Genomic DNA, 24,671 nt, shown 5'->3' with positions numbered 1-24,671 from the left:
CGTGACTTCACAAGGGAATACCGCCCAGAAGACGTTCATGCTCCCCGATCTCGGGGAGGGCCTCACGGAGGCCGAGCTGGTGCGCTGGCTCGTCGCCGTGGGGGACAGCGTGGCCGTGGACCAGCCGATCGCGGAGGTCGAGACGGCCAAGGCCATTGTCGAGGTGCCGACTCCCTTTGCCGGGACGGTTGCCGTGCTGCACGGTGAGGCGGGCGCCACGATCGATGTGGGCACCCCGCTCATCACCGTCTCCACCGCGTCCGCCGAGGTCACCCCGCGGGGCCCCGAGGTCACCCCCACTGGTGCCGAGGACTACCGGACCGAGGAGCGCGCAGGGGCAAAAGCACCCGCGAGCGAAGCCGGTTCGGGCAACGTCCTCATCGGCTACGGCACGCCGGGCGGGACGGCAGGCGGGCGCACCCGACGACGCAAGGGGGCCACGCCGTCGTCCGCCGCCGCGATGACCGAACCGGAACGCACGACGGCGCCCACCCAGGCCGCGCGGGTCGTCTCGCCGCTCGTGCGCAAATTGGCCCGAGATCTGGGTGTGCAGATCGGATCGGTCGTCGGCTCCGGCCCCGATGGGCTCATCATGCGCCGCGACGTCGAGTCCGCTGGGGTGACTTCGGCCCCCGACGGGGGGACTTCGGTCCCCGACGGGGTAACTTCGGCGCCCCAGGGGGTGACTTCGGCGGGAGGGGTGGACGCCCGGACCGGCCTCGGCATCGCCGCCCGCACCCCCGTCACCGGCGTCCGCAAGGCCGTGGCGCAGGCGATGGTCCGCTCCCGCACGGAGATCCCCGAGGCGACGGTCTGGGTCGACGCCGACGCGACCGCGCTCGTCGACCTGCGCCAGGACCTCAAGCACCGCGACCCGGAGAACAGTCCGAGCCTGCTCGCGTTCATCGCCCGGTTCGTACTCGCGGGTCTGGTCAAGTATCCGGAGCTCAACACGCGCATCGAGGGCTCTCCGGGGGACGGCCAGGAGATCGTCCAGTTCGACGGCGTCAATCTCGGCTTCGCGGCGCAGACGGACCGGGGCCTCGTGGTTCCCGCCATTCGCGGCGCGCACATGATGAGCGCCCGCGAGCTCGATTCCGAGCTGCGCCGCCTCACCGCCCTTGCGCGGGACGGCAAGGCCTCCCCCGCGGACCTCCTCGGCGGCACGTTCACGCTCAACAATTACGGCGTGTTCGGTGTGGACGGCAGCGCGGCGATCATCAACCACCCGGAAGCCGCCATCCTCGGCGTCGGCCGGATCATCGAGAGGCCGTGGGCCGTGGACGGCGAGCTGGCGGTCCGCAAGGTGGTCCAGCTCACCCTCACGTTCGACCACCGCGTGTGCGACGGCGGCACGGCCGGCGGGTTCCTGCGCTTCGTGGCAGACGCTGTCGAGCGGCCAGGCAGCGTCCTCGCGGACCTGTAGGGGCCGTGGCAGAATCGGGGGAAACCCGTAGCGCCCACGGAAGGACGGCACACCAGTGGCTGAATGGCAGGATCTCGGAGCGAACACCTACGTCCTGGCAACAGAGCCGCTGAGGCTCAACATCGGGCTGGTCGTCGGCGACGAGCGCGCGCTCGTGGTGGACACGGGACAGGGCCCTCGCCAGGGTGCCGAGATCCTCGCTGCGGTGCGGGAGAAGACCGAGCTGCCGCTCGTCGTCGTAAACACCCATGCGCACTACGACCACTACTTCGGCAACGGTGCGTTCGCTGCGGCAGGCGTGACCGAGTTCTACGCACACGAGAACGCCGTCGCTGAAATCGCCGAGAACGGCGAGGCGCATCGCATGGCGGTGGCCGAGGCCGAGCCCGAGATGGTCTCGGGTGAGGGCGAGGGGGCGCGCATCGTGGTGCCGACGGCGGTGGTGCGGGACCAGCCCGTGCTCGTGGACCTCGGCGGCGCGTCCGTGACCCTCTTCTACCTCGGGCGCGGACACACGGACGGCGACGTCCTCGTCGGGACCGCGTCCACCCTGTTCTCTGGCGACCTCGTCGAGGAGGGCGCCTATCCCGAGTTCGGAGACTCGTTCCCTGAAGAATGGGCGGACACGCTGCGGCACATCTCAGCCCTCCGCAACCGCTACGAGCATCTGGTGCCCGGCCATGGCGGCCTGTGCAGCGATGCGTTTGTACGCACCATGGCGGATACGATGGCGACGGCGGTTCGTTCGGCCAGGCAGGCCACGCGGGAGACGCCCGACGACGCTACCAAGGCCGTCCCGATCCTCCCGTACGGCCCGGAGCAGTCCCGGCTGTTCATCCAGCGGCTCAAGGCCAGCAGCCTGAGCTGACTCCGCCGCTGGACCACGGCAGGCAAGAGCGAAGGGGCAGCACGATGGAGACGCCAGCTGGGGAGCAGGCCCCGCCACCCGTTCCCATGACACGCCGCGAGGCTCGGCGCCTCCGCGAGGCGGAGGAAGCCGCGCGCCGCTCCACCGGACCCGCCGATGCCGTGCCCGCCACGGAGGAATCCACTGACGCGCCTGCTCGGCCGGGCGGCGCGGGCACGGCAGAGTCCGCGCCGCACCGCGCGACGGCTCCCGCGACGGCTCCCGCCGAGGTTGAGCCCGCCGCAGACCCTGCCGCCGCGGTGGCCCTCGCGCCTTCAGGTGAGCCCATCGCCGAGCCGGACGCCGGGCCCGCCCTTGAGCCCGCTCCGGAACTGGCCCCCGAACAGGTGGGCGCCCCGCCTTCCGCGCCAGGCCCTGCGCCAGGCCCCGCGCCAGCCCGTGAGAAGCCGGTGGCCGATGCTACCCCGCCTGCGTCGCCGCCGCCCGCCCCCGACAAGCGGACGGCCGGCGCTGCCCCGGCTGCGTGGCCTGCCGCCCCGCCACCCGTCGCTCCGCCGCAGCCCGTTCGGCGCCCTGCCGCAACCGCGCACGACGCCGCCGCCGCGCCGTCGGCGGACACCGCGCCTCCCGATTCTCCCGCCAGCCCCCCTCCACCGGCGCGCGAGAGCGCCCGCCGCAGCGCCGCTCCCACTGCCACGCCGCACACGAGCCGGCACGTGGGGCCGCAGGAGGCGGCCACCGTCGTGGGCGGAGGGACCTCGGGCCCGCCCGCGCAGCCGGCCGCTCCCGCCCAGGAGACATCCTCCGCTGCGCCGGCAGGGTTCATCCGCTCAACGCTCCCGCCCCCGCCTGGCGGCTTCCGGGGGTTCCTCTACCGGATCACGGGCGGCACGCTGAACCTCGGCGCCTCGGAGCACCAGCGGCAGGAGGAGCTGCTCGAGAAGCGGATTGCCCGCCGTCTTGAGGGGAATTGGAATACGGCCTTCCTCTCGCTCAAGGGCGGCATCGGCAAGACTTCCACCACGGTCGGCGTGGGCCTGACGCTCGCGGAGCTGCGGCCCGAGCCGCCCTGTGCGATCGACGCGAACCCAGATGCCGGTGACCTCGTCGAGCGGGCCCTCGGAGAGGGCTCCTACGAGTCCGAGCGGAGGCACTCGATCACGGGACTCCTGCGGGACTTCGACTCTGTCACCTCCCGGGCGGACCTCCTGAAGTACCTCCACCAGGCCGGCAGCCTGCACCTGCTCGCCGGGGAGCAGGACCCCGAGCTCTCCGACTCGCTCACCGCCGAGGACTACCGGCGTGTGCACGCCCTTGTGGCGCGGCACTTCGCCGTGACCCTCACGGACTGCGGGACGGGCGTGAGCAGGCCGGCCATGCGAGGGATCCTCGAGGACGCGGACAACATCGTGGTCGTGGCAGGGTACGCGGTCAGCGGCGCCAAGAGGGCGCGGGACACCCTGCGCTGGCTGTCAGCGCACGGCTATGACCGGCTCGCGCAGAGCGCGATCGTCGTGGTGACGGACAAGGACGACGTCTCGGCGCGCGTGGACAAGGGCGCGATCGAGGCGACCCTGTCCGGAATGTGCCGTGCGCTCATCACCGTCCCCCACGACCGCTCGATGGCCGACGGTGACCTGGTTGCCCTGGACCGCCTTCGCCCGGCCACCAGGCAGGCCTACCGGGAGATCGCGGCGGCGATCATCTCCGGCTACCAGCGGTAGTACCTGGAGGGCCGCACGGTCGCCCCCCAATAGCGGCCGTGCAGCCCTCGCACGGTGTCCCTCATAGTCTCCATAGTTTGTCCAGAGACTGGAAATAAGATACTCGCTCCCACCCGGCGCCTGCAAGAGCATTTAGTCTCGGGCTTTAGAGTGGGGGAGTGGTTCGATCAGGCAACGAGGAGTTCTCCCTGCTCTCGATCGCCGTCCCCGCCTTCGGGCCCTCAGTGCTCTTCTCCCTCGGAGAGGGCGCGGTGCTCCCGGTCGTGGCGCTCTCGGCGCGGGACCTCGGCGGCTCGGTGGCCGTTGCCGCTCTCACCGTGACCCTCATCGGCCTCGGCTCCCTCGTCTTCAACCTCCCCGCCTCGCTTCTCACGGTCAGATTCGGAGAGCGGTGGGCGATTGTCGGCGCCCAGGCCGCGGGCGCCGTCGCACTGAGCATCGCCGCGCTCGCCACCGAGCTGTGGCAGTTCATGCCCGCCCTCGTCGTGCTTGGAATGGCCGGGAGCGTCACCAACCTCGCACGGCAGACGTATCTCACCGAGGCCGTGCCGCTCGGGTTCCGTGCCCGCGCCCTTTCGACCCTGGGCGGGACGCTGCGGATTGGGCTTTTCCTCGGCCCATTCCTCGGCGCCGCGGCAATGCAGGTGTGGGGCCTGCGCGGGGCCTACTGGGTCGGAGTCGTGGTGTTCGCGGGTGCGGCCGCCGTGGCGCTGTTCATGCCGGATCTCGAGGACGACGCCGCAGGACCCGGTTCCCCTGGGCAGGCCCGCCTTGGGCGCGTGGCCGCGGCACACTGGAAGGTCCTCGCCACCGTGGGGCTCGGGGTCCTGTTCGTCTCAGCCGTCCGGCAGTCCCGCCAGGTGGTCATTCCGCTGTGGGCCGAGCACCTAGGCCTCGATGCCCCCACGGCGTCGCTCGTGTACGGGATCGCCGGCGGGGTGGACCTGCTGCTCTTCTACCCCGGCGGCCGGGTCATGGACCTGCGCGGCCGGCTCGCGGTCGCCGTCCCGTCGATGACGATCATGGGCCTGGCCCTCATCGCGATGCCCTTCACCTCCGCGTTCTGGCCCTTCCTCGCCGTCTCGTGCCTGTTGGGCCTCGGCAATGGGATCGGATCCGGCATGATCATGACCCTCGGCGCGGACTTCTCACCGGCCCACGGGCGGGCCCAGTTCCTTGGGCTGTGGCGCCTCATGGCCGATTCCGGCAGCACCCTTGGACCAGTGCTGCTCTCCGCGGTGACCGCGGTGGCGGCCCTCGGCGTGGGGGTGGCCTCCGCCGGGCTGCTGGGGCTCGCCGCAGCCGCCGTGCTCGCATGGAGCGTGCCGCGGGCCGCGAGGCCGTGAGCCCGTAAGCGTGGGCATCGGCAGGGCGCGAGGCCCAGGGCCGGGCGAATCAGTGCGGAATGCGGCGCGACTCGTAGCCCACGAGCCATGACGCCGACGTGACGATCAGATAGCCGATGATCACGATCAGGGCCGAGCCGGCCCAGAAGTAGTTAGTGGTGCTCTCCTCCTGGCCGGCCATCGGCGCAATGCGCATCAGCTCGACCACGGCCAGAGCGGCAGCGCCCAGCCCCACGAGCGTCGGAAGGAAGATCCAGAGCCGTGATGAGCCCGGATGGCTCCCGAACCCGCCCCACGCGTTCCACCTCGTGCCGGTCCGCAGCACGAGCCATGCCGCCGGGGCCATGAACACCGCGACGACGAGGTACGCCGCGACCACGTCTGCGGGCCGGTGCCACTGGTTCACGAGGGTCGCGACGCCGGTCCCGACCGCGTAGGTGCCGCCCGCACAGGCGACGAGGGGGCGCCAGCGGGGCGAGGCGACGAGGAAGGCCGCCGCCGCGGCTGAGGCGGCAAGCGTCGTGTGGCCCGAGGGCAGCGAGTTCTCGGCGAAGGTCTCGATTCCACGGAAGGGACGGGTGAAGACGTCGTTCTTCAGCATCTGGGTGGCAATGTTGGCCGTGCCCGCTCCGGCGAGGGCAATGAGCGAGGCGACCCAGCGGCGTCGTACGAGGACGGCGTAGCCCAGCGCGAGCGCGCCGAGCACGACCGAGAGCGCCGGCAGGTAGTCCAGGAAGCGCAGCGAGGCCCTGGTCGCGGCGCCATACAGCTGGGTGGCCTCGACGAGGGCGGACTCGTCGATGTACTGGCCCGTGGTAGTGCGCACGAAGAACAGGTAGGTTGCCAGCAGCCCGGCGACTGCGGCGAGCGAGGCGAGCAGGAAGGGCTCTACGCGCGGGGTCGCTCGGGGCGTGGCTGGACCCTCACCCTCGTCCGGGGCTTGGTGGCCAGCGGGCTGGGTCACTTCGCGTGCGCGGCTCTTGACGGGCATGGTGTCCAGCGTCCCACAAAGACCTGTGGCGGACCCAAGAGGCTGCCTGGGGTCAGGCGGTGCGGCGCCCGGCGGCGAGCCGGATCGCCGCGGCCGAACCGGCGTATCCGACCGCGACGATCCCGCCGGCAGCGGCCGCGAAGACCTGAGGGACCGTGCCGGCCCTGCGCTCGGCGTGCGGGACCGCGAGGATGAGCAGGAGCGACACGGCGGTCACCGAGGCTGCGGCAAGGGAGGCGCGCACCGAACGGCGGAGCCAGCGGCGCTCGGCATCCTCGGTACCAGCGCGGGTCACCTTCCGGCCCTCCCGATGGAGGACGATCCACAGGGCCGGAGCCATCACCGCCGCGACGAGACAGAACGCGGCCACGACGTCCGCGGGCAGGTGCCAGTGGTTGACGAGCATGACGAGCCCGGTTGCGGCGGCATAGGTGGCACCGGCGAACGCGGCGGCAGGGCGCCAGCGCGGCGGGGCCACCAGGAAGACCGCGGCGGCGGCTGAGGCCGTGAGCGTCGCATGGCCGGAGGGCAGCGTGTTCTCACCGAGTGCGCTGAATCCGAAATCCGGCCTGGCCAGCGCCCAGTGCTTGAGCACATAGCTGGCGGCGTTGGCCCCCAGCGCGGCGGTGAGGGCAATCGCCGGGGCGGCACGGCGGCGTCGTACGAGGAGCGCGTGGGCGAGCGCGGCGGCCGCGATGGCAGCGGCGGCGGCGGGCAGGCTATTGAGCGCCGTGAGGTTGTCCCGGCTCCAGCTGCCGAACATGGCGGCGGCCTCGAGCAGTGCGGACTGGTCGAGCTCCTGGCCGGCTCGCGTGCGCACGAAGGCCCAGTAGGTTCCCGCGCAGGCCGCGGCTGCGAGGAGCCCGGCCAACAGGAAAGGCCCTGGGGCAGGGGCGCGGTGGGCGGGCATGTCCCAAGCCTGCCATGGGCGGGCGACGGCGTCCCATCCTGCTCAGACTGGGGGTGGACATGCGCGTGCGCAGCGGCGTGTCGCGATGCGACATGCCGGTGCGGCCAGCCCGTCTGAGCACGAGCGCACACTTCGGCAGCCACCGACGACCCAGTTGCCTCGGCTACGCTCGGGAAGCGTGGTCCAAGTGTGGTGGCAGGCGTTCATCGACGGTTTTGTGCAGGGGTTCGCCCGCTCGCACCCGCTGGCGGTGCCGCCGTCGGAGCTTGCCTGGCTCCTCGGCATCGCAGCAGCCCTGTGCGTTGTCCCGTTCCTGTGGCGGTTCTTCGGCCGGTTCGTCACGATCGTCCACGAGCTCGGCCACGCCTTCGCAGGCTTGGCCACGGGCATGCGCGTCACCGGCATCACGCTGCGATTGGACCAGGGCGGCACGACCCGCGGCGTCGGCAGGGGAAGGGCGGTGTGGTTCGGGTTCTGGGGCTACCCGTCCCCGGCCGTCGTGGGGGCTGCCCTCGCATGGGCCTCCGCGGCGGGCTGGGGGAGGGCCGCGCTGTCGGTGTCCTTGGTCCTGCTCGTGCTCGTCTTCCTGTTCATCCGCAACCTCGCCGGCGTCCTGATCCTGAGCGGGGCCATCCTCGCTGTTGCCGTGATCGTCGTGGCGGTCCCGCCGGACATCCAGGGCCACCTCACCCTCGCCGTGGGCCTCGCGCTGGTCCTCGGTGCTGCCCGTGACTGGTGGAACGTCGTCATGGTCCACACCGCGCGCCGCCGCGAGCTGGGTAGCTCGGACGCGTACAACCTCGCCCGCAGGACCGGGGTGCCCTCCGCCGTGTGGCTGTTCACGTTCGCGGCGGTGATCGCCCTGGCGGGCGTTGCCTCGTGGGCGGTGCTCGCCGGTGCTGTCGTTACAGTGGGTTCATGAGCACTGCCCCGGCCGCTGGGCTACCGGACCTCTCCGAGCTCGAGGCGAGCGCCGCCGTCGTGCGCCTGCCGATGCGCGTGAGGTTCCGCGGCGTGACCGAGCGCGAGGCGCTGCTGCTGCGCGGCCCCGCGGGGTGGGGTGAGTTCGCGCCATTCCTCGAGTACGGTGACGCCGAGGCCGCGCGCTGGCTCGCGTCCGGGATCGAAGCGGCCTGGGAGGGGTTCCCCGAGCCGGTACGCGCTCGCGTGCCGGTCAACGCCACTGTCCCGGCGGTTCCGGCCGGCCAGGTGCGCGAGGTGCTCGCGGCGTTCGGGCCCGTAAGCGCGGTCAAGGTCAAGGTCGCCGAGCGGGGGCAGGCCCTCGCAGATGATGTTGCCCGGGTCGCCGCCATCCGCGATGCCCTCCCCGAGGCGGACCTGCGCGTGGATGCCAATGCGGGTTGGACCGTTCCGGAGGCGGTGGAGGCGCTGTCGAGGCTCAACGAGTTCAGCCTCGAGTACGCCGAACAGCCGGTGCCGGGCATCAATGGGCTGGCAGAGGTCCGCGCGCTGCTCGAAGCGCGGGGGACTCCCGTGCGGATTGCCGCGGACGAGGCCGTCCGGAAGGCGGAGGACCCCCTGCGCGTGGCCCGAGCGCACGCCGCGGACCTCATCATCGTCAAGGCAGCCCCGCTGGGCGGGGTGCGGCGGGCGCTGGAGATCGTCCGCGAGGCGGGGCTGCCGGCCGTGGTGAGCTCGGCGATCGACACCTCGGTGGGGCTCGCTGCCGGCGTCGCCCTCGCGGCCGCCCTGCCGTCGCTGCCCCACGCGTGCGGGCTGGGCACCGGAGCGCTGCTGGCGCACGACGTCGTCGCCTCGCCCCTCGTGCCCGAGGCCGGCTTCGTGTCGGCGGACTCCCTCGCGGAGCGGGCCACACCGGACCCGGAGCTGCTCGAGCGGTTCGCCGCGCCCATCGACCGCCGCGAGTGGTGGCTCGAGCGGCTGCGCCGCTGCCACGCGGTGCTCGCGAGGGGGCAAGTGGGCCATTGAGGCCCTGCCCCGTTCACTGTGACGAACCTCGCTAGCCCATTCACCTTGAGTTAACCTATGCATCGGCTGAATTTTTGCTGGGAATGGTCGTCTGGTCGGACAGTCAATCTGCTCGCACCAGTAAGGACGTTCCCCTTGTCTGAATCCCGCCGTCCCCTCCTGCCCATGCTGGACCATGTCCGCGGCAAGCGAAGCGCCGTCACGTGCGCGCTCAAGTGCGACAACGCGTGCCTCGGCGAGGTCTGCAACACCTCGGCCAACAGCTACTTCCGCGACATCGCAGCCGGGGCCATCTCCCGCCGCTCCGCGCTCGGCCTCGGGCTCGCCGGCGCCCTCACCCTCGCGTTCACCGGCGGCAAGGCCGAGGCCGCGGGCCAGCGCCTCGCCCCGGGAGCCAAGGCCGTCAACAGCCAGCTCGACTTCACCCCGATCAAGCCTGTGAACAAGCTCGTGGACGAGTTCACCGTGCCGTCCGGCTACTCGTGGCAGCCGATCATCCGCTGGGGCGACCCGCTCTTCAGCGACTCGCCCGAGTTCGACGTCATGGACCAGACCGCCGAGGCCCAGGCCAGGCAGTTCGGCTACAACAACGACTACACGGACATCCTCCGTATCGACGGCGACAACGGCCACCGCGCAGTCCTGTTCACGAATCACGAGTACACCAACGAGGACATCATGTTCCCGGCGGCACAGCTCGCCGGCGAGAAGGCCCGCGTCCGCGCCGTCGCCCGTGCAGCCCACGGCCTCTCCGTGGTCGAGCTCACGCGCCGCGACAAGAACAGCGCATGGAGTTATGTCAAGGGGGCGCCGCGCAACCGCCGCTTCCTCCTCAACACGGAGTATGAGCTCACCGGCCCCGCAGCGGGCTCGGCTCTGGTGAAGACCGTGGCGGATCCCACCGGGCGCAAGGTTCGGGGCACGCTGGGCAACTGCGCCGGCGGCACCACGCCGTGGGGCACGATCCTCTCCGGCGAGGAGAACTTCAACGGCTACTTCCGCTCCGCCGGGAGGTCTGCCGCGCAGAAGCGCTATGGCCTCCAGGACAGGGCCACGGGTCGCGGCTGGGAGCTTGACGACCCGCGCTTCGATACCCGCAACGCCGGCTACGAGAACGAGGAGAACCGCTTCGGCTGGGTCATCGAGGTGGACCCGATGGATCCGACGTCGACCCCGAAGAAGCACACTTCTCTGGGCCGCTTCAAGCACGAGGGCGCGAACGTCCGGATCGCCGCGAACGGCAAGGTCGTCGCGTACTCGGGCGACGACGAGCGCTTCGACTACCTCTACAAGTTCGTCTCCAAGAACACCTATCGCGACGGAGGCACACCCGCGGACCGTGCACACAATATGACCCTCCTCTCCGAGGGCAACCTCTACGTCGCCAAGTTCACGGGCCACTCCCCGGCCGCCGAGATCGACGGCACGGGAAAGCTCCCGTCCGACGGCGCGTTCGACGGTGCTGGCGAGTGGCTCCCGCTCGTCGTCGACGGCACGTCCGCGATCGCGGGCATGAGCGTCGAGGAGGTCCTCGTCTACACGCGTCTGGCGGCAGACAAGGCCGGCGCGACGAAGATGGACCGCTGCGAGGATGTCGAGCCGCACCCGACCACCGGCAAGGTGTACGTGGTCTGCACGAACAACTCCAAACGCGGCGAGGGCTCCAACGCCCCAGCGGACGAGGCCAACCCGCGCCGCCAGAACCGGGACGGGCACATCGTCGAGATCACCGAGGACGGCGGCGACCAGACCGCCACGACGTTCGGCTGGAACCTGCTCCTCGTCTGCGGCGATCCGGCGAAGAACCAGTCCACGTACTTCGCGGGCTACCCCACAGACCAGGTTTCCCCGATTTCCTGCCCGGACAACGTCGCGTTCGACTCCTCCGGCTACATGTGGCTCGCCACGGACGGCGCCCCGAGTGCGATCGGCTACAACGACGGCCTCTTCAAGGTCACGCTCGAGGGCCCCGAGCGTGGAAGGGTGGAGCAGTTCCTCGCCGTCCCGCGCGATGCGGAGACCTGCGGCCCGATCGTCCACGACGAGGAGCGCCACGTCTACGTCGCGGTCCAGCACCCCGGGGAGGAGGGCTCGTTCGAGGCACCGAACTCGCTCTTCCCGGACTACGTTGCCCAGGGCACTGCCCCCGCCGCAGGCCAGGTGCGCGCCCCGCGCCCGAGCATCATTCAGGTGCTTCCGTCCGTCCACGCCAAGTGATCGGTCGCTGAACCCAGCCGAAACCCTACGATGGGAAGGTGAGTCCCCTCAGTTCCATCGACGCCGCCCGCGAAGCAGTCAACGAGCTGCTCGCGGGCGGCGTCCGCTGTGTCGTCGTCTGCCCCGGGTCCCGCAGCGCGCCGCTCGCGTACGCGCTCGCCGAGGCGGAGGGGCGCGGCCACCTCGAGCTCGTGGTCCGGATCGACGAGCGGGTGGGCGGCTTCACGGCGCTCGGCGCCGCGCTCTCCTCGGGACGGCCGACGGCGGTCGTCACCACGAGCGGCTCGGCCGTGGGGAATCTTGTGCCCGCCGTGATGGAGGCGAACCACGCGGAGGTCCCGCTCGTGGTGCTCTCCGCAGACCGGCCCGAGGATCTGCACGGCACCGGGGCCAACCAGACCACCGAGCAGTTCGACCTCTTCGGCGAGCACGTGCGCTTCGCGGCGACGGTCGAGGCGGGCGCGTCGCCGTCGTCCTCCGTGCGGACGGCGCTCTCCGCGGCGACCGGCGCACTCGACGGCGTTCCGGCGGGCCCAGCCCAGCTCAACCTGTGCTTCCGCGAGCCGCTCGTTCCCCAGGAGGGCTGGGAGCCCTCGCTGGGCGGATGGGACGCGCCGCCGGTGCAGCCGTATGCGTACCGCCGCCCTCCGGTCGCGGCCCTCGGCGGTCTACCGCCCCGGCGCACGGCGGTCCTCGCGGGCCATGGTGCGGGGCCGCTCGCGGAGGCATTCGCAGCCGCGCACGGGCTGCCGCTCCTCGCGGAGCCGACCTCGAACGCGCGGTTCGGCGGTCACGCTGTGGGTCCGTACCGGCTCCTGCTCGACGGGCCGCCTGGGGACGCCATCGAGCGGGTCGTCCTGTTCGGGCGCCCCACCCTCTCTCGGCCTGTCACCAAGCTCCTCGCACGGGAAGGCGTCCAGACTGCGCTGTACCACGCACGCCCCGCCGCCTGGTTCCGCGAGGGGCGCCGCCGCGAGCGGCTCATCGACGACCTCGACGTCCTCTCCGGCTTTGCCGGGCGCGGCGCCGAGGGCTGGCTCGATGCGTGGCTCCTCGCCGGCGCCGCCGCGCAGGAGGCGGTGGACCGGATCATCACCGGCCCGGGCGCGCCGCTCACGGGGCCGCGCCTCGCGCAGCTCGTGTGGGAGAACGCCCGAGGCCAGCTCATGCTCGGCTCGTCGAACGGCATCCGGGACGTGGACCTCGCGGCCGCCCCTGCCCCCCAGCCAGCCGCGCGCGTCTTCGCCAACAGGGGCCTGGCGGGCATCGACGGCACCGTCTCGACGGCCAGTGGGCTCTGGCTCGGCCGTCGCATCGAGACCACCGTCTTCCTCGGGGACCTGACGCTCCTGCACGACGCGGGCGGCCTGCTCATCGGGGAGGGGGAGGCGGAACCCGATGTTCGCGCCGTCGTGCTGAACGACTCCGGGGGCGCGATCTTCGGCCTCCTCGAGCACGGCAGGGTGGGCCGCGAGCCGGGCCACCCGGGGGCGGGAGTCGCGGTCGAACGTCTCTTCGGGACACCGCACCGCGCCGACCTGCGTGCGCTCGCCGCCGCGTACGGGGTACGGCACACACTCGTGCGGACGACGGCGGAGGCCGCCGACGCGCTCTCGGCTCCCCGGCGGGCTGGGCGTGAGATCATCGAGGCGCGCGTTGACCGGAGCGGGCTCAGGGCGCTGCATGGCCGGATCCGCGCTGCGGTGGTCGACGCGGTCGGCGTCCGGTCCTAGCCGGACCGGCCCAGTCTGGAATTCCAGAACCATCTCCTCGCCCCGGGCTTGATTCGGGCTCTCCGATATTGTCCAATGGTGAAACATTAGTTGTCTGTGATGCACATCTCATCCTGCTGGTGACACGGTAGGATGGGTCGTCGCACTAGCACTTCCGACACGCACCTCCAAGTGAAGGCAGACATATGACTTTCTCCGCGAAGCTCGCGGTCAAGGGCGCGGCCGTCCTCGCCGTCGGCGCGCTGGCCCTTACGGCCTGCACCAACGCCTCCGAAACCGGTGGCGGGAGCAAGCCGGCGTCGTCGGCGTCGTCAGCGTCATTCGACCCCACGTCCGTCGCGAAGGATGATTCGCTCGCATCGCAGGTGCCGGCTCCCATCAAGTCCAAAGGCACCCTCGTGGTCGGCTCCGACACGACCTACGCCCCGGCAGAGTTCCTCGGGGGCGCGGACAACCACACGCCGATGGGCTACGACGTAGACCTCGCGAAGGCGATCGGCGCCGTTCTGGGCCTCAAGGTCGAGGTCCAGACAGCAGACTTCACCGGCATCCTGCCCGCTCTCGGCCCCAAGTACGATCTCGGCATCAGCTCCTTCACCATCAACAAGGAGCGCCTCCAGGCCGTCAACTTCGTGAGCTACTTCAATGCCGGCACCGCGTGGGCCGTGCAGAAGGGCAATCCGAAGAAGTTCTCGCTGGACGACGTGTGCGGGAAGACGATCGGCGTCCAGACGGGCACCGTCCAGGAGGATCCAGACCTCAAGGACCGCAACGCCAAGTGCACGGCGTCCGGGAAGCAGGCCATCAACATCGTCTCGCTCAAGGCGCAGACCGATCTCAATACCCGCCTCGTGAGCGGTAGCCTCGACGCGATGGCCGCGGACTCGCCGATCACCGGCTATGCCATCCAGCAGACCAACGGCGGGGTGGAGAAGATCGGCGACACGTACGACGCCGCCCCGCAGGGCATCGCCGTGGCAAAGAGCGACACGGCGCTCACTGACCTCGTCCAGAAGGCCCTGACCAAGCTCATGGGCGACGGCTCCTACAAGAAGATCCTCGCGACGTGGAACAACTCCGAGGGCGCTGTCTCCAAGTCCGAAGTCAACCCGTCTGTCTCGTCGTGAGTGCCATGACTGTTCATAGGGCCGAAACCCCAGAGGCCGTGAAGGGCGGCTCGCCGCAGCTGATCAAGGCCGTGCCGGTGCGTCACCCCGGCCGGTGGGTCGGGGCGGCCGTCATCCTCATCGTCGCGGCCTTGGCGATCCAGAGCCTGGCCACTAATCCCAACTTCCACTGGGACACCTTTGCGCTCTACATCCTCGATGTGAACGTGGTGCGGGGCGTGGGGTGGACGCTCCTCCTCACCGTCCTGTCGATGGTCCTCGCGATCGTCCTCGCGGTCGTCCTCGCATTCATGCGGCAGTCGGACAACCCGATCCTGCGCTGGTCGTCGTGGTTCTGGGTGTGGTTCTTCCGCGGAACCCCTGTCTACACCCAGCTCATCTTCTGGGGACTCGTCTCGGTGCTGTACCCGAAGCTGAGCGTCGGTGTCCCCTTCGGCCCGGAGCTGCTCAGCTTCACCACCCAGGACCTGCTCAACGCCTTCTGGGCCGCAGTGCTGGGCCTGGGCCTGAACGAGTCCGCATACCTCGCCGAGATCTTCCGTGCGGGCTTGAAGTCCGTGGACAAGGGCCAGGTCGAGGCTGCGGAGGCGCTCGGCATGCGGGGGACCAAGATCATGTGGCGAATTGTGCTGCCGCAGGCCATGCGCGTGATCGTCCCCCCGACGGGCAATGAGACGATCGGCATGCTCAAGACCACCTCGCTTGTCCTCGCTGTGCCGTTCACCCTGGACCTGACGTTCGTGACCAATACTCTCGCGAACCGGACATACCTGCCGATCCCACTGCTGATCGTGGCGGCCGCGTGGTACCTCGTGGTCACCAGCATCCTCATGGTCGGCCAGCACTACATCGAGAAGTACTACGGCAGGGGCGTCGACAACCTGGTCCAGGCCCCAGTGAACGGTGCGGCGGCCAAGGCCGCTGCCGCTGGCCTTGGCCCCGGGGGCACCATGCCCGGCGGCCCGACCGTGACCGGCAAGGACATCGAGGAGAGCGGACGATGAGCGCACCGGCGCCCGAGAGCATCCACCACGCCGCCCCCGGGGCGAAGGAGCTCGTCCGGATCCAGGACGTGCACAAGTACTTCGGCCAGCACCACGTGCTGCGCGGGATCGACATGACTGTCCAGCAGGGTGAGGTCGCGGTCCTGGTCGGCCCTTCGGGGTCGGGCAAGTCCACCCTGCTGCGCTGCATCAACCACCTCGAGTCGATCAGCGCAGGCCGGATCTGGGTCAACGACGAGCTCATCGGCTACCGCGAGCACGGCGGCAAGCTCCATGAGCTGACCGTCAAAGACATCGCACGCCAGCGCCGCAACATCGGCATGGTGTTCCAGCGATTCAACCTCTTCGGCCACAAGACGGCCCTCGAGAACGTCATGGAAGCCCCCGTCCAGGTCAAGGGCCGAGACAAGGCCTCGGCCCGGAAGCGTGGCCTCGAGCTGCTCGACCAGGTGGGGCTCTCCGACCGGGCCAACCACTACCCGGCGCAGCTCTCCGGCGGCCAGCAGCAGCGCGTCGCCATTGCGCGCGCGCTGGCCATGGAGCCCGAGCTCATGCTCTTCGACGAGCCGACCTCGGCCCTCGACCCCGAGCTAGTGGGGGATGTGCTCAACGTCATGAAGGACCTTGCGAAGTCCGGCATGACGATGATCGTGGTGACCCATGAGATCGGGTTCGCCCGCGAAGTCGGGGACACCCTGACCTTCATGGACGGCGGTGTGGTGGTCGAGTCGGGTAATCCCCGCGAGATCATCGCCAACCCGCAGCACGAACGCACCAAGGCCTTCCTCGGCAAGGTCCTCTAGGGAGAGCGCCGCCCGCGGCACTGCAACCCCGCGAAGGCCGTCAGGGACCCCGACGGAAGGAAGCCGTTGCGGGGTCCCTGGCGTGGCGAATGCGGCCCGCCGGCTCGCCCTAGCGCTCGACGCCGAGCGCCTCGAGCATCGGGCGGAACTTGGCCCACGTCTCGGCCAGCTCCGCCGCAGGGTCCGACGCCTCGACGATCCCGCACCCCGCGTAGAGCCGCATGGCAGTAGGCGACTCGATCACCCCGCCGCGCAGCGCGATGCCCCACTCGCCGTTCCCCGCAGCGTCGAGCCACCCCACCGGCCCCGCGTACGGTCCGCGGTCCATGGCCTCGAGCTCACGGATCAGGGCGCCCGCCACCTCGGTCGGGGTGCCGCACACAGCCGCCGTCGGGTGCAGGGCGTTGATGAGCGCCAGCGAGGTCGGCACGTGCCCCTCGACGTCGGCGAGCTCCGCCTTCACATCCGAGGCCAGGTGGAAGACGTTGGGCAGCTCGAGGATGAACGGCTCGGCATGGGAGTTCATGGCCTCCGAGAACGGCTCGAGGGCTGTGGTGAGCGACTGGATCGCGATCTCGTGCTCGTGCCGCTGCTTCGGCGACCCGGCGAGCACCCGCTCGGCGTAGTCGAGGCCCTTGCCGTTCGCCTCGCGCCGGTCCAGCGTCCCCGCGAGCACCCTCGCCTGGGCCGTGCGCCCCGCGACCTGGATGAGCATCTCAGGGGTGGCGCCCACCAGCCCGTCCACGCCGTAGACCCACGTGTCCCGGTAGGCGGCCGCGAGCCACCGCAGCACCTCGTTGCGCGCGATCCCCGCGCCCTTCTCGACCACGATGTCCCGCGCGAGCACGAGCTTTTCGAGCTCCCCGGCAGCGATGTGCGCCACCCCCGCGGACACCGCGTCCATCCAGGTCTGTTCCCCCAGCGCACCCGGTCCGAGGGTCACGGGCCCGGCGAGGCCCGCGCCGCCCGAGGCGAGGCTGCCCGCCGAGCCGACCGCCGCCGTCGTGCGCTTCCGCTCTCCTGCGAGGGCGCGCACGACGGCGCCCCTCACCTCGGCCTTGGACGGCTCGCTGCCGGTCACCAGCGTGGCCCAGGCGCGCCCGTCCCGGAGGCCGACGGTCAGTTCGGGCACGACGAGCCGCGAGGGGCATGGGGAGGTCTTGGAGAACGCGAAGCTGCCGAAGGCGAGAAGCCCGGTCCCGGCATGCTGAACGTCGTCACGGATCTGGGCCTCGAGGACGGTCTGCTTCCACCACGCCTCGGCCTCGATGAACCGTTCCGGACCGGTGACGGAGAACCGCGCCGCCTCGCCGAAGCCGACCTGGCCCTCACCGCGGCGGATCCAGCATTGCGCGTCGGGATCGCTCAGGAGCGCTGGGAGGTCGGTGGTGCCCAGATCGACCGTGAGGGCGCGCAAGGGGTGCTTCATGATGGATCAAGAGTACTCAAGGACGGGGCGCCGCCGAGAAGTTTGGCAGAATGGTGCGGGTGAACAACGCAGGCAGCAGGGCATCCCTCGAGAAGCGGCCCGACGAGGTCGCCACCATGTTCGACGAGGTGGCCCCTCGGTACGACGTGATGAACGACCTCCTCTCGCTCGGCCAGACCCGCCGGTGGCGGAAGGTGGTCCTCGAGGCGGTCGACGCGGACCCGGGCCAGCGCGTCCTCGACCTCGCCGCGGGGACGGGCACCTCCTCCGAGCCGTATGCGGATGCCGGAGTGGACGTCGTGGCCTGCGACTTCTCGCTCGGCATGCTCCGCGTGGGCAAGCGCCGGCGCCCGGACATCGACTTCATCGCCGGGGACGCGACCAGCCTGCCGTTTGCGGAGAACTCCTTCGATGCCGTCACGATCAGCTTCGGCCTGCGCAACGTCAACGAGCCCCGCAAGGCCCTGGCGGAGATGCTGCGCGTGACCAAGCCGGGCGGCCGGCTCGTGATCGCCGAGTTCTCCACGCCCACCAACCCGCTCTGGCGCACCATGTACATCGAGTACCTCATGCGTGCCCTCCCGGAGGTGGCCCGCCGGGCGTCCTCGAACCCGGATGCCTACGTGTACCTCGCCGAGTCGATCCGGGCGTGGCCGGACCAGGACAACCTCGCCGCGTGGCTCACCCAAGCCGGCTGGACGGACGTGACCTACCGGAACCTCTCCGGCGGCATCGTCGCCGTGCATCGGGCCCACAAGCCCGCGGCGGCCACGGCGCCAGCGGCCGTGCCGCTCACGAAGGTCCGCCGCGCCCGCCGCTCCGCCGCGCACTGACGGCACCCATGGAAGTCCTCGTCATCGGGGCCGGTCCCGCCGGCTCGACTGCAGCGCACTACCTGGCCCGCGCCGGCGTGCCTGTCACCGTGCTCGAGAAGACGCGCTTCCCGCGCGAGAAGGTGTGCGGCGACGGGCTCACACCCCGCGCGGTCCGCGAGATCCAGCTCCTCGGCCTCCCGCACGCCGTCGAGGACGGCTGGCGGCGCAACCGCGGCCTGCGCCTTATCGCCGGCGGCCATCGGCTCGAGCTGCCCTGGCCGGACCTCGAGGGCTTCCCGGACTACGGTCTGGTGCGCACACGCCTCGGCTTCGACGAGGCACTGGCAGAGCACGCCCGTGCCGCCGGGGCCCAGATCCTCGAGGGGCACTCGGTCAGCGACGTCCTGACGGACGACGCCGGCCGCGTGGTGGGTGCCCGCGCGCACCTCCTCGACGGGGAGGGGAAGAGGACCGGCGAGACGCGCGAGTTCCGCGCCGACGTGGTTCTGGCCGCCGACGGCAACTCGACCCGGGCGGCGGTGTCCCACGGCCTGGCGAAACGCGACGACCGCCCGCTCGGTGTGGCCTACCGCACGTACTTCGAGAGTCCTCGCCACGAGGACGACTGGATGGAGGGCTGGCTCGAGCTCCCCGGTGCCGACGGCCGGCCGCTCCCCGGCTACGGCTGGGTCTTCGGGGTCGGGGACGGCACCTGCAACGTGGGCCTGGGCATCCTGAACTCCTCCAGGGAATTCGGCAAGCTCGACTACCGCCAGGTGCTGCGCGAATGGACCGCCGCCATGCCGGGGGACTGGGGCTTCACCCAGGCCAACCAGGTCGGGCCCATCCGGGGCGCGGCCCTGCCGATGGGCTTCAACCGCACCCCGCACGTGGTGCCCGGGATGGCCCTCCTCGGCGATGCCGGCGGCATGGTCAGCCCGTTCAACGGTGAGGGCATCTCCTACGCGATGGAGTCCGCCCGGTTCGCGGCCCAATCCCTCGTGGACGCATCAGCAGCCCAACGCGCGGCGGGCCGGGCGCGGCCGGAGGAGGCCGACGTCGACCGTCGCCTCCGCCAGTACGCGGACCGGGTACGGCGCGAGTGGGGCAGCCACTTCACGCTCGGGCGCGCGTTCGCCTCGCTGATCGGTCACCCGGCCGTGATGCGGGCCGCGCTCGCCACCGGCATGCCGGTCCCGCCGCTCATGCGCTTCGTGGTCCGGCTCCTCGCGAACCTCACCGACCGGCCCGGCACCACCCTCCCCGATGCGGCGATCCGAGTCCTCGAGGCATTCGTGCCGGCGACTTCCAACACCGTCCCACCCCGCACTGCGCGGGCAGCGTCCCACGAAAGCTAGGCTTGACCCCGTGACTGAATCTGCAGACAGCCGCTGGACGCACGCGGGGCACGGTCGCCCCGAGTCCGCCGAGCCGCCTCCCACTACTACCGCGATCGCCGTCGGCATGCAGCTGCCGGCGGGATTCGCGGCGATCGCGGGGGACGCCGAGCTGGGGCCTGCGATCACCACGAGCATGGCACGTGTCGAAAAGGTACTGCGCGAGGCCATCTCCAACTCTGACCCGCTCGCGGACGCCACGAGTCGGCACCTCATGGAGGCCGGCGGCAAGCGCATCCGCCCGCTGCTGACCATCCTCGCTGCGCACCTGGGCGACTCCGAGCGTGCCGAGGTGCTCCAGGCTGCCGCCGTCGTCGAGCTCACGCACCTCGCGACGCTGTACCACGACGACGTCATGGACTCCGCGCCGTACCGACGCGGCGCCCCGACAGCGCACGAGGTGTGGGGCAACACCGTGGCGATCCTTGCCGGGGACCTCATCTTTGCCCGTGCCTCGATCCTCGTCTCCGACCTCGGCGGCCGTGCCCTGTCCATCCAGGCGCGCACGTTCGAGCGACTGTGCCTCGGCCAGCTGCACGAGACCGTGGGCCCCCGGGAGGGCGAGGACCCGCTCGAGCACTACATCTCCGTGCTGTCCGACAAGACCGGCTCGCTCATCGCCGCGTCCGGCCAGTTCGGCGTGATCTTCTCCGGAGCTCCCACCGAGTACGAGGAGGTCCTCGTGGACTACGGCGAGAAGGTCGGCGTTGCCTTCCAGCTCGCCGACGACGTCATCGACGTCACAGGCGGCAAGGTCACCTCCGGCAAGATCGCCGGGACCGACCTTCGCGAGGGCGTCCCGACCCTGCCCGTCCTGCTGCTGCGGCGGGCCGCGGCCGAGGGCGACGCCTCCGCCCAGCGCGCCCTCGCCCTCGTGGACGCGGACCTCGCGGGCGACGACGCGCTGGCGGCCGCCGTCGAGGCCATCGCCGCGCACCCCGTGACGGAGCAGTCATGGGCTGTGGCGCGGGAGTGGGCCGACGCCGCCAAGTCCGCCCTTCGCCCTCTGCCCGAGGGCGTGGTCAAGGACTCGCTCTCCGCCTTCGCGGACGCAGTGGTGGAACGCCAGGCCTAGCACCCCCGCCCTTCCGCCCTTCCGACCTTCCGACCTTCTCCTGCCCTTCTCCCGTTGAGGGGTCATGTCCCTAGGCTGAGGGGTCATGTCCCTAAGTTGAGGGGTCATAATCCTGCGCCACCTGGTCGTCTACGCTGCGCGGGCGGTGAAGAGCGCGCGCAACTGGGAGCGGACACGGGCGAAGTCGTCGTTGCGGTCGTCCGCTGTCACGATGATCACCACCCACCCCGCGGCACGGAATGCCGCATCGCGCCGAGCATCGCGTCGGCGCTGGTCGTCGGTGAGGTGATGCTCGCCGTCGTACTGGATGGCGATCTTGAGGTTCCGATAGCCCATGTCTGTGCTGAAGGAGAACGCGTCGTTGGGCCTCAGGACGATCTGCAGTTCGGGCTCGGGGAAGCCATAGGCCAGCAGGCACAGGCGTAGCAGGGTTTCGGGGATGGAATCGGCGCCGACCCGCATGTCGGCCAGAGCCGCGCGGCATTTCGCTACCCCCTTCATCTTGTAGTGGTCGCGGAGCATCTTCGCGAGCGACTCCTTCGTGGCGTAGGGCTCGCTGCGCCCCTCGAAGTTGGGCCGCGGTCTGCGGATGAGCTGATCGCCGAGAGCAACGAGGGCAACGGGCCCCAGCTCGTTGCCCATCTCGAGCCAGCTCCGTGCCGGAGAACTGGCGAGGATGCCGGACCCAAGCTCCACGACCTCGCCGGGCAAGACGCGGACCCGGTGCCCCACCACCCCATCCCGCCTGACACGCGGGAGATGGGCGGGCTTGCTGAGGTGGAGCGTTGACTGGTCACTTGACGAGTCTGGGAGCCATAGCCCATGGAGGGCCGTCGAGGTTCTGTGTGACGCCCACGCGCCCGGGGTCAGTGCCAGATGCGCCCGGACACGATCTGTGAGAGCTGGCTCGCCGTCGCCGGGCAGATAGAGTTCGCGGCTCGCGTGCCTGACGTTCTGTCGGAGGAGGTCGAAGTAGTCCAGGCCATGCCGCCGGGCCTCGACGGAGGTGAATGGTGAGGAGAGCATGATCTCGAGCGCAGTGGGCGTAGTCATGCCCGTATCGTGGCACCGTTGGCGGGATTGTGGATTGAGTTATCCACAGGCCGCTCGCCGTTCGCTCAGGGACATGACCCCTCAACGTAGGGACATGACCCCTCAACGTTTGGGGGTAAACGGATGGCCCCGGGAGTCGGCCAATGCTGACTCCCAGGGCCCTTTTCCGTTCGCACCCGGATTCACTGGAGGCTAGAAAAGTGAACCCACAAACCAGCATATGACAGATGTGTCAAAAGTCCAGTGATAGTGGTAAATCACTTCACAAGGGAAGGTTCAGCCCTCTTCGTCTTCCGCGTCGTCCTCGCTGAAGACCCAATCGAACATGTCGAACGTGAACTCGGAGAAGGTGCCGTCCTCGGACACCCACTCGCCGCGGGCGTTGTTCTTGCGGTACACGATCGGGTCGGGGACGCGGAGGTCGCCAGCGCGGATGCCCCAGGTGAACTGCTCCTCCTCGTCCTCGAGGAACATGAGGAAGCCCTCCTCGTCGACCTCGAGCTCCTCGGGGTCCCAGAAGTAGTGGTAGGCCTCCATGAGCTCGGAGCCGCCGAGGGCGAGGTAGAACTCTCGAAGCGCCTGGGGAATCGCGAACGCATGCTCCTCGAGCGCCTCATCGAGCTCGTCCCCCGAGATGCCGTCCGCGGGCTGCCACGGATCCTCGAGGTACTTGGGGACAAGCGCGCGGAACCTCTCCAGGAACATCTCGTTCATGGGATTCATCCTAACCGCGGGCTGAGTGCTGGTTTCCGGGACGTGAACGGCGGGCGGGTACGCTCGCCTCATGACCCGAGACATCCTCGTTGCGTGCGCCCACGGGACCGGCAATCGCGAGGGCCGGGCCGCGATTCTGACCCTCATCGACCAGGTCCGCGGGGCCCGCCCGGACCTGGAGGTCCGCGACGCGTATGTGGACGTGCATGGCCCCGAGCTTCCGGACGTGGTGGCGGGCCTGCCCGCACAGGCGCGCGCCGTCGTCGTGCCCCTCCTGCTGAGCGTGGGCTACCACGTCAAGGTGGACATCGCAAGGGCAGTCGCATCGCGGCCCGGGACGCTTGCGGCGGGGCCTCTCGGGCCTGACGAGCGGCTTGCCGACCTCCTCGAGGTGCGCCTTGGCGAGGCTGGGCTGGGTGCGGACGACGCCGTCGTGCTCGCCGCCGCCGGTTCCTCGAACCCACAGGCGGCCCGGGACGTCGAGGCCCTCGCCGACATGCTCCGGCACCGGATCCCGAATCGCGTCCTGCCGGGCTATGGGGCGAGCACATCGCCGAGCGTGCCGGAGGCCGTGGCGGATCTTCGCGCAGAGGAGGCCCGGGCGCCGGGGGAGCCGCGGCAGGCCCGGACGGACGACGGCATGCGGGTCGTCATCGCCTCCTACCTCCTCGCGCCGGGCTACTTCCACGACCAGCTCGCGAAGGCCGGGGCCGATTCGGTGACGCCTCCGCTGCTGCCAGCGCCCGTGATGGCCCAGATTGTCCTGGACCGGTTTGACGAGGCCATCGCGTCGGCCGGCACCGGCGGCACCGCCGGTCCGGAAAAGTGAGCGGCGCGTGAGCCGTCAAGCCTCCGTGCCGCAGAAGGCGCCCGTCGGCCTCCTTGTGGTCCTTGCCGCGGCGATGGGCGTAGGCCCGCTGCTCAATTACGGGCTGAGTGCTGTGAGCCCGCTGATCATTGCGAGCCTGGACATGAGCCAGTCCCAGTTCGGCCTTCTGGCCGGTGCCGTGTTCGCCTCCGCGGCGGTGAGCAGCTTCTCCCTCGGCCGGCTCAGCGACCGAGCGACGATGCGGACCCAGCTCGTGCTCATCTTCGGAGGCACTGTGGTGGCGCTCGTCGTCGCCGCCCTCGCGAACGCGTTCTGGGTGCTGCTGATCGCCGTCATCCTCGCCGGGCCTGCCCAGTCGATCTCGAATCCGACCACGAACCGCGTGATCGTCACCCGTGTGCCCACGCACAAGCGACCCGGGTGGATCGGCGTCAAGCAGTCCGGCGTGCAGGCCAGCCAGCTCTTCTCGGGCCTGTTCTTCCCGGCCGTGGCGCTGTGGCTGGGCTGGCAGGGCGCGTTCGGGCTCGCTGCGGTCATCGCGCTGGGCCTGCTCGCGTACGGGTTCACTCAGGTCCCCGCCGAGCCCGCCAACCGGCGCACCGCCACGGCCCACGGCTCCGGCGGTCCCCTTCCGTTCTCGGTGTGGCTGTTCGCCGGATTCGCGTTCTTCTCGGGCCTCGGGATGCAGGCCACCAACGTGTACCTGCCGCTGTTCGCCGTGCGCGAGCTGGACTTCCCGCTCGTGCTGGCAGGCGCGGCGGCTGGCGTGTCAGGCATCGTCGGGGTGTCCTCGCGCATCCTGTGGGGCCGGCGCATGGCCCGCGGGGCGCGGCCGTCCGGGCTCCTGTTCACGCTCTCGCTCGGCGCCGTGGTGGGGGTGCTGTGCCTGCTCGGCGCGGGCACCCTGCATCAGCCGTGGCTCATCTGGATCGGCGTGGCCCTGCACGGGGCAACCGTGCTGGGCGCCAACGTGATCATGAACGCGGCCACCCTCGTGGTGGTCCCCTCGGACCGGATCGGCGTTGCCTCGGGTGTCCTCGCCGCGGGAATGTACACCGGGTTCTCACTCGGCCCGCTCCTCATGGGCGTCCTGGCCGACGCGACCGGGGCGTACAGCGCCGGGTGGCTGGCCGTCGGCGCGGGCTATCTGGTGTGCGTGGGGCTGGCGCTGTGGCTCCGGCGCTACGGCGCGACCCACCCCTGGACCTCCTTCGGCCACTGACGCGCCCCACCCTCCGTTTGGCCTAGCCGAAGTGGGTG

At 70.6% G+C, this 24,671-nt stretch carries 21 protein-coding genes; 16 read left to right on the top strand and 5 right to left on the bottom strand.

Translation table 11 applies throughout. The features are described 5' to 3' along the window. The first annotated feature begins 37 nt into the window (after window positions 1-37). From LF262_RS13750 to LF262_RS13735, 4 genes are all read left to right on the top strand, one after another. The gene (locus LF262_RS13750) at window positions 38-1,426 is read left to right on the top strand and encodes a dihydrolipoamide acetyltransferase family protein (RefSeq protein WP_235781007.1); all 1,389 of its coding nucleotides are present in this window, start codon (window positions 38-40) and stop codon (window positions 1,424-1,426) included. 55 nt (window positions 1,427-1,481) lie between these two features. Then, window positions 1,482-2,294: an MBL fold metallo-hydrolase gene (locus LF262_RS13745; protein WP_235780965.1), complete on the top strand. Its 813-nt coding sequence runs from the start codon at window positions 1,482-1,484 to the stop codon at window positions 2,292-2,294. 44 nt (window positions 2,295-2,338) lie between these two features. After that, a complete protein-coding gene (locus LF262_RS13740; RefSeq protein WP_235780964.1) occupies window positions 2,339-4,018 on the top strand; it encodes a MinD/ParA family ATP-binding protein in 1,680 nt (559 codons plus the stop codon). 158 nt (window positions 4,019-4,176) lie between these two features. Next, a complete protein-coding gene (locus tag LF262_RS13735; RefSeq protein ID WP_235780963.1) occupies window positions 4,177-5,364 on the top strand; it encodes an MFS transporter in 1,188 nt (395 codons plus the stop codon). A gap of 49 nt (window positions 5,365-5,413) precedes the next feature. On the opposite strand, the gene LF262_RS13730 is transcribed toward LF262_RS13735, so the two are convergent. Beyond that, on the bottom strand, window positions 5,414-6,355 hold the full coding sequence (locus LF262_RS13730; RefSeq protein WP_235780962.1) for a phosphatase PAP2 family protein: 942 nt from the start codon (window positions 6,353-6,355) through the stop codon (window positions 5,414-5,416). Window positions 6,356-6,407: 52 nt separating this feature from the next. Beyond that, the gene (locus LF262_RS13725; RefSeq protein ID WP_235780961.1) at window positions 6,408-7,265 is read right to left on the bottom strand and encodes a phosphatase PAP2 family protein; all 858 of its coding nucleotides are present in this window, start codon (window positions 7,263-7,265) and stop codon (window positions 6,408-6,410) included. Window positions 7,266-7,443: 178 nt separating this feature from the next. On the opposite strand from LF262_RS13725, the gene LF262_RS13720 reads away from it, so the two are divergent. From LF262_RS13720 to LF262_RS13690, 7 genes are all read left to right on the top strand, one after another. Beyond that, on the top strand, window positions 7,444-8,187 hold the full coding sequence (locus LF262_RS13720) for a M50 family metallopeptidase (RefSeq protein WP_235780960.1): 744 nt from the start codon (window positions 7,444-7,446) through the stop codon (window positions 8,185-8,187). Next, window positions 8,184-9,215 (top strand): o-succinylbenzoate synthase, encoded by a 1,032-nt coding sequence (locus LF262_RS13715; protein ID WP_235780959.1) that lies wholly within the window; start codon window positions 8,184-8,186, stop codon window positions 9,213-9,215. The genes LF262_RS13720 and LF262_RS13715 overlap by 4 nt, the downstream gene beginning before the upstream one ends. A gap of 165 nt (window positions 9,216-9,380) precedes the next feature. Next, on the top strand, window positions 9,381-11,432 hold the full coding sequence (locus tag LF262_RS13710) for a PhoX family protein (protein ID WP_235781006.1): 2,052 nt from the start codon (window positions 9,381-9,383) through the stop codon (window positions 11,430-11,432). A 38-nt stretch (window positions 11,433-11,470) separates the two neighbouring features. Then, on the top strand, window positions 11,471-13,165 hold the full coding sequence (gene menD / locus LF262_RS13705; protein WP_235780958.1) for a 2-succinyl-5-enolpyruvyl-6-hydroxy-3-cyclohexene-1-carboxylic-acid synthase: 1,695 nt from the start codon (window positions 11,471-11,473) through the stop codon (window positions 13,163-13,165). Window positions 13,166-13,350: 185 nt separating this feature from the next. Continuing rightward, window positions 13,351-14,292, top strand: coding sequence for an ABC transporter substrate-binding protein (locus LF262_RS13700; RefSeq protein WP_235780957.1), 942 nt, complete (start codon window positions 13,351-13,353; stop codon window positions 14,290-14,292). Window positions 14,293-14,297: 5 nt separating this feature from the next. Beyond that, window positions 14,298-15,296 (top strand): amino acid ABC transporter permease, encoded by a 999-nt coding sequence (locus tag LF262_RS13695; protein WP_235780956.1) that lies wholly within the window; start codon window positions 14,298-14,300, stop codon window positions 15,294-15,296. Beyond that, window positions 15,293-16,099: an amino acid ABC transporter ATP-binding protein gene (locus LF262_RS13690; RefSeq protein ID WP_235780955.1), complete on the top strand. Its 807-nt coding sequence runs from the start codon at window positions 15,293-15,295 to the stop codon at window positions 16,097-16,099. Before LF262_RS13695 ends, LF262_RS13690 begins: the two co-directional genes overlap by 4 nt. A gap of 109 nt (window positions 16,100-16,208) precedes the next feature. On the opposite strand, the gene LF262_RS13685 is transcribed toward LF262_RS13690, so the two are convergent. Continuing rightward, window positions 16,209-17,528, bottom strand: a complete 1,320-nt coding sequence (locus tag LF262_RS13685; protein WP_235780954.1) for an isochorismate synthase — start codon at window positions 17,526-17,528, stop codon at window positions 16,209-16,211. Window positions 17,529-17,578: 50 nt separating this feature from the next. Between LF262_RS13685 and LF262_RS13680 the strand changes: the two genes are divergently transcribed. The 3 genes from LF262_RS13680 to LF262_RS13670 are packed head-to-tail and all read left to right on the top strand — an operon-like array spanning window position 17,579 to window position 20,815. Beyond that, on the top strand, window positions 17,579-18,361 hold the full coding sequence (locus LF262_RS13680; protein WP_372462782.1) for a demethylmenaquinone methyltransferase: 783 nt from the start codon (window positions 17,579-17,581) through the stop codon (window positions 18,359-18,361). 8 nt (window positions 18,362-18,369) lie between these two features. After that, window positions 18,370-19,701 carry a geranylgeranyl reductase family protein gene (locus LF262_RS13675; protein ID WP_235780953.1) on the top strand — a complete coding sequence of 444 codons (1,332 nt, stop codon included), beginning with the start codon at window positions 18,370-18,372 and terminating at the stop codon, window positions 19,699-19,701. 10 nt (window positions 19,702-19,711) lie between these two features. Then, on the top strand, window positions 19,712-20,815 hold the full coding sequence (locus LF262_RS13670; RefSeq protein ID WP_235780952.1) for a polyprenyl synthetase family protein: 1,104 nt from the start codon (window positions 19,712-19,714) through the stop codon (window positions 20,813-20,815). Window positions 20,816-20,944: 129 nt separating this feature from the next. Here LF262_RS13670 and LF262_RS13665 read toward each other — a convergent pair whose 3' ends face one another. Both LF262_RS13665 and LF262_RS13660 read right to left on the bottom strand, forming a co-directional pair. Continuing rightward, window positions 20,945-21,868 (bottom strand): hypothetical protein, encoded by a 924-nt coding sequence (locus LF262_RS13665; protein WP_235780951.1) that lies wholly within the window; start codon window positions 21,866-21,868, stop codon window positions 20,945-20,947. Between the two features lie 276 nt (window positions 21,869-22,144). After that, window positions 22,145-22,582, bottom strand: a complete 438-nt coding sequence (locus LF262_RS13660) for an SMI1/KNR4 family protein (RefSeq protein WP_235780950.1) — start codon at window positions 22,580-22,582, stop codon at window positions 22,145-22,147. 70 nt (window positions 22,583-22,652) lie between these two features. Here LF262_RS13660 and LF262_RS13655 point away from each other — a divergent pair, with 70 nt between their 5' ends. Together LF262_RS13655 and LF262_RS13650 are read left to right on the top strand one after the other, a co-directional pair. After that, on the top strand, window positions 22,653-23,411 hold the full coding sequence (locus tag LF262_RS13655; protein WP_235780949.1) for a sirohydrochlorin chelatase: 759 nt from the start codon (window positions 22,653-22,655) through the stop codon (window positions 23,409-23,411). 7 nt (window positions 23,412-23,418) lie between these two features. Continuing rightward, a complete protein-coding gene (locus LF262_RS13650; protein ID WP_235780948.1) occupies window positions 23,419-24,633 on the top strand; it encodes an MFS transporter in 1,215 nt (404 codons plus the stop codon). The last annotated feature ends 38 nt before the right edge of the window (window positions 24,634-24,671 follow it).

Origin of the sequence: Sinomonas notoginsengisoli (assembly GCF_021554725.1) — a bacterium.
Taxonomy (GTDB): Bacteria; Actinomycetota; Actinomycetes; order Actinomycetales; family Micrococcaceae; genus Sinomonas; species Sinomonas notoginsengisoli.
The sequence above is the reverse complement of the archived record's forward strand: the minus strand, read 5'-3'. Positions and strand labels throughout refer to the sequence as shown.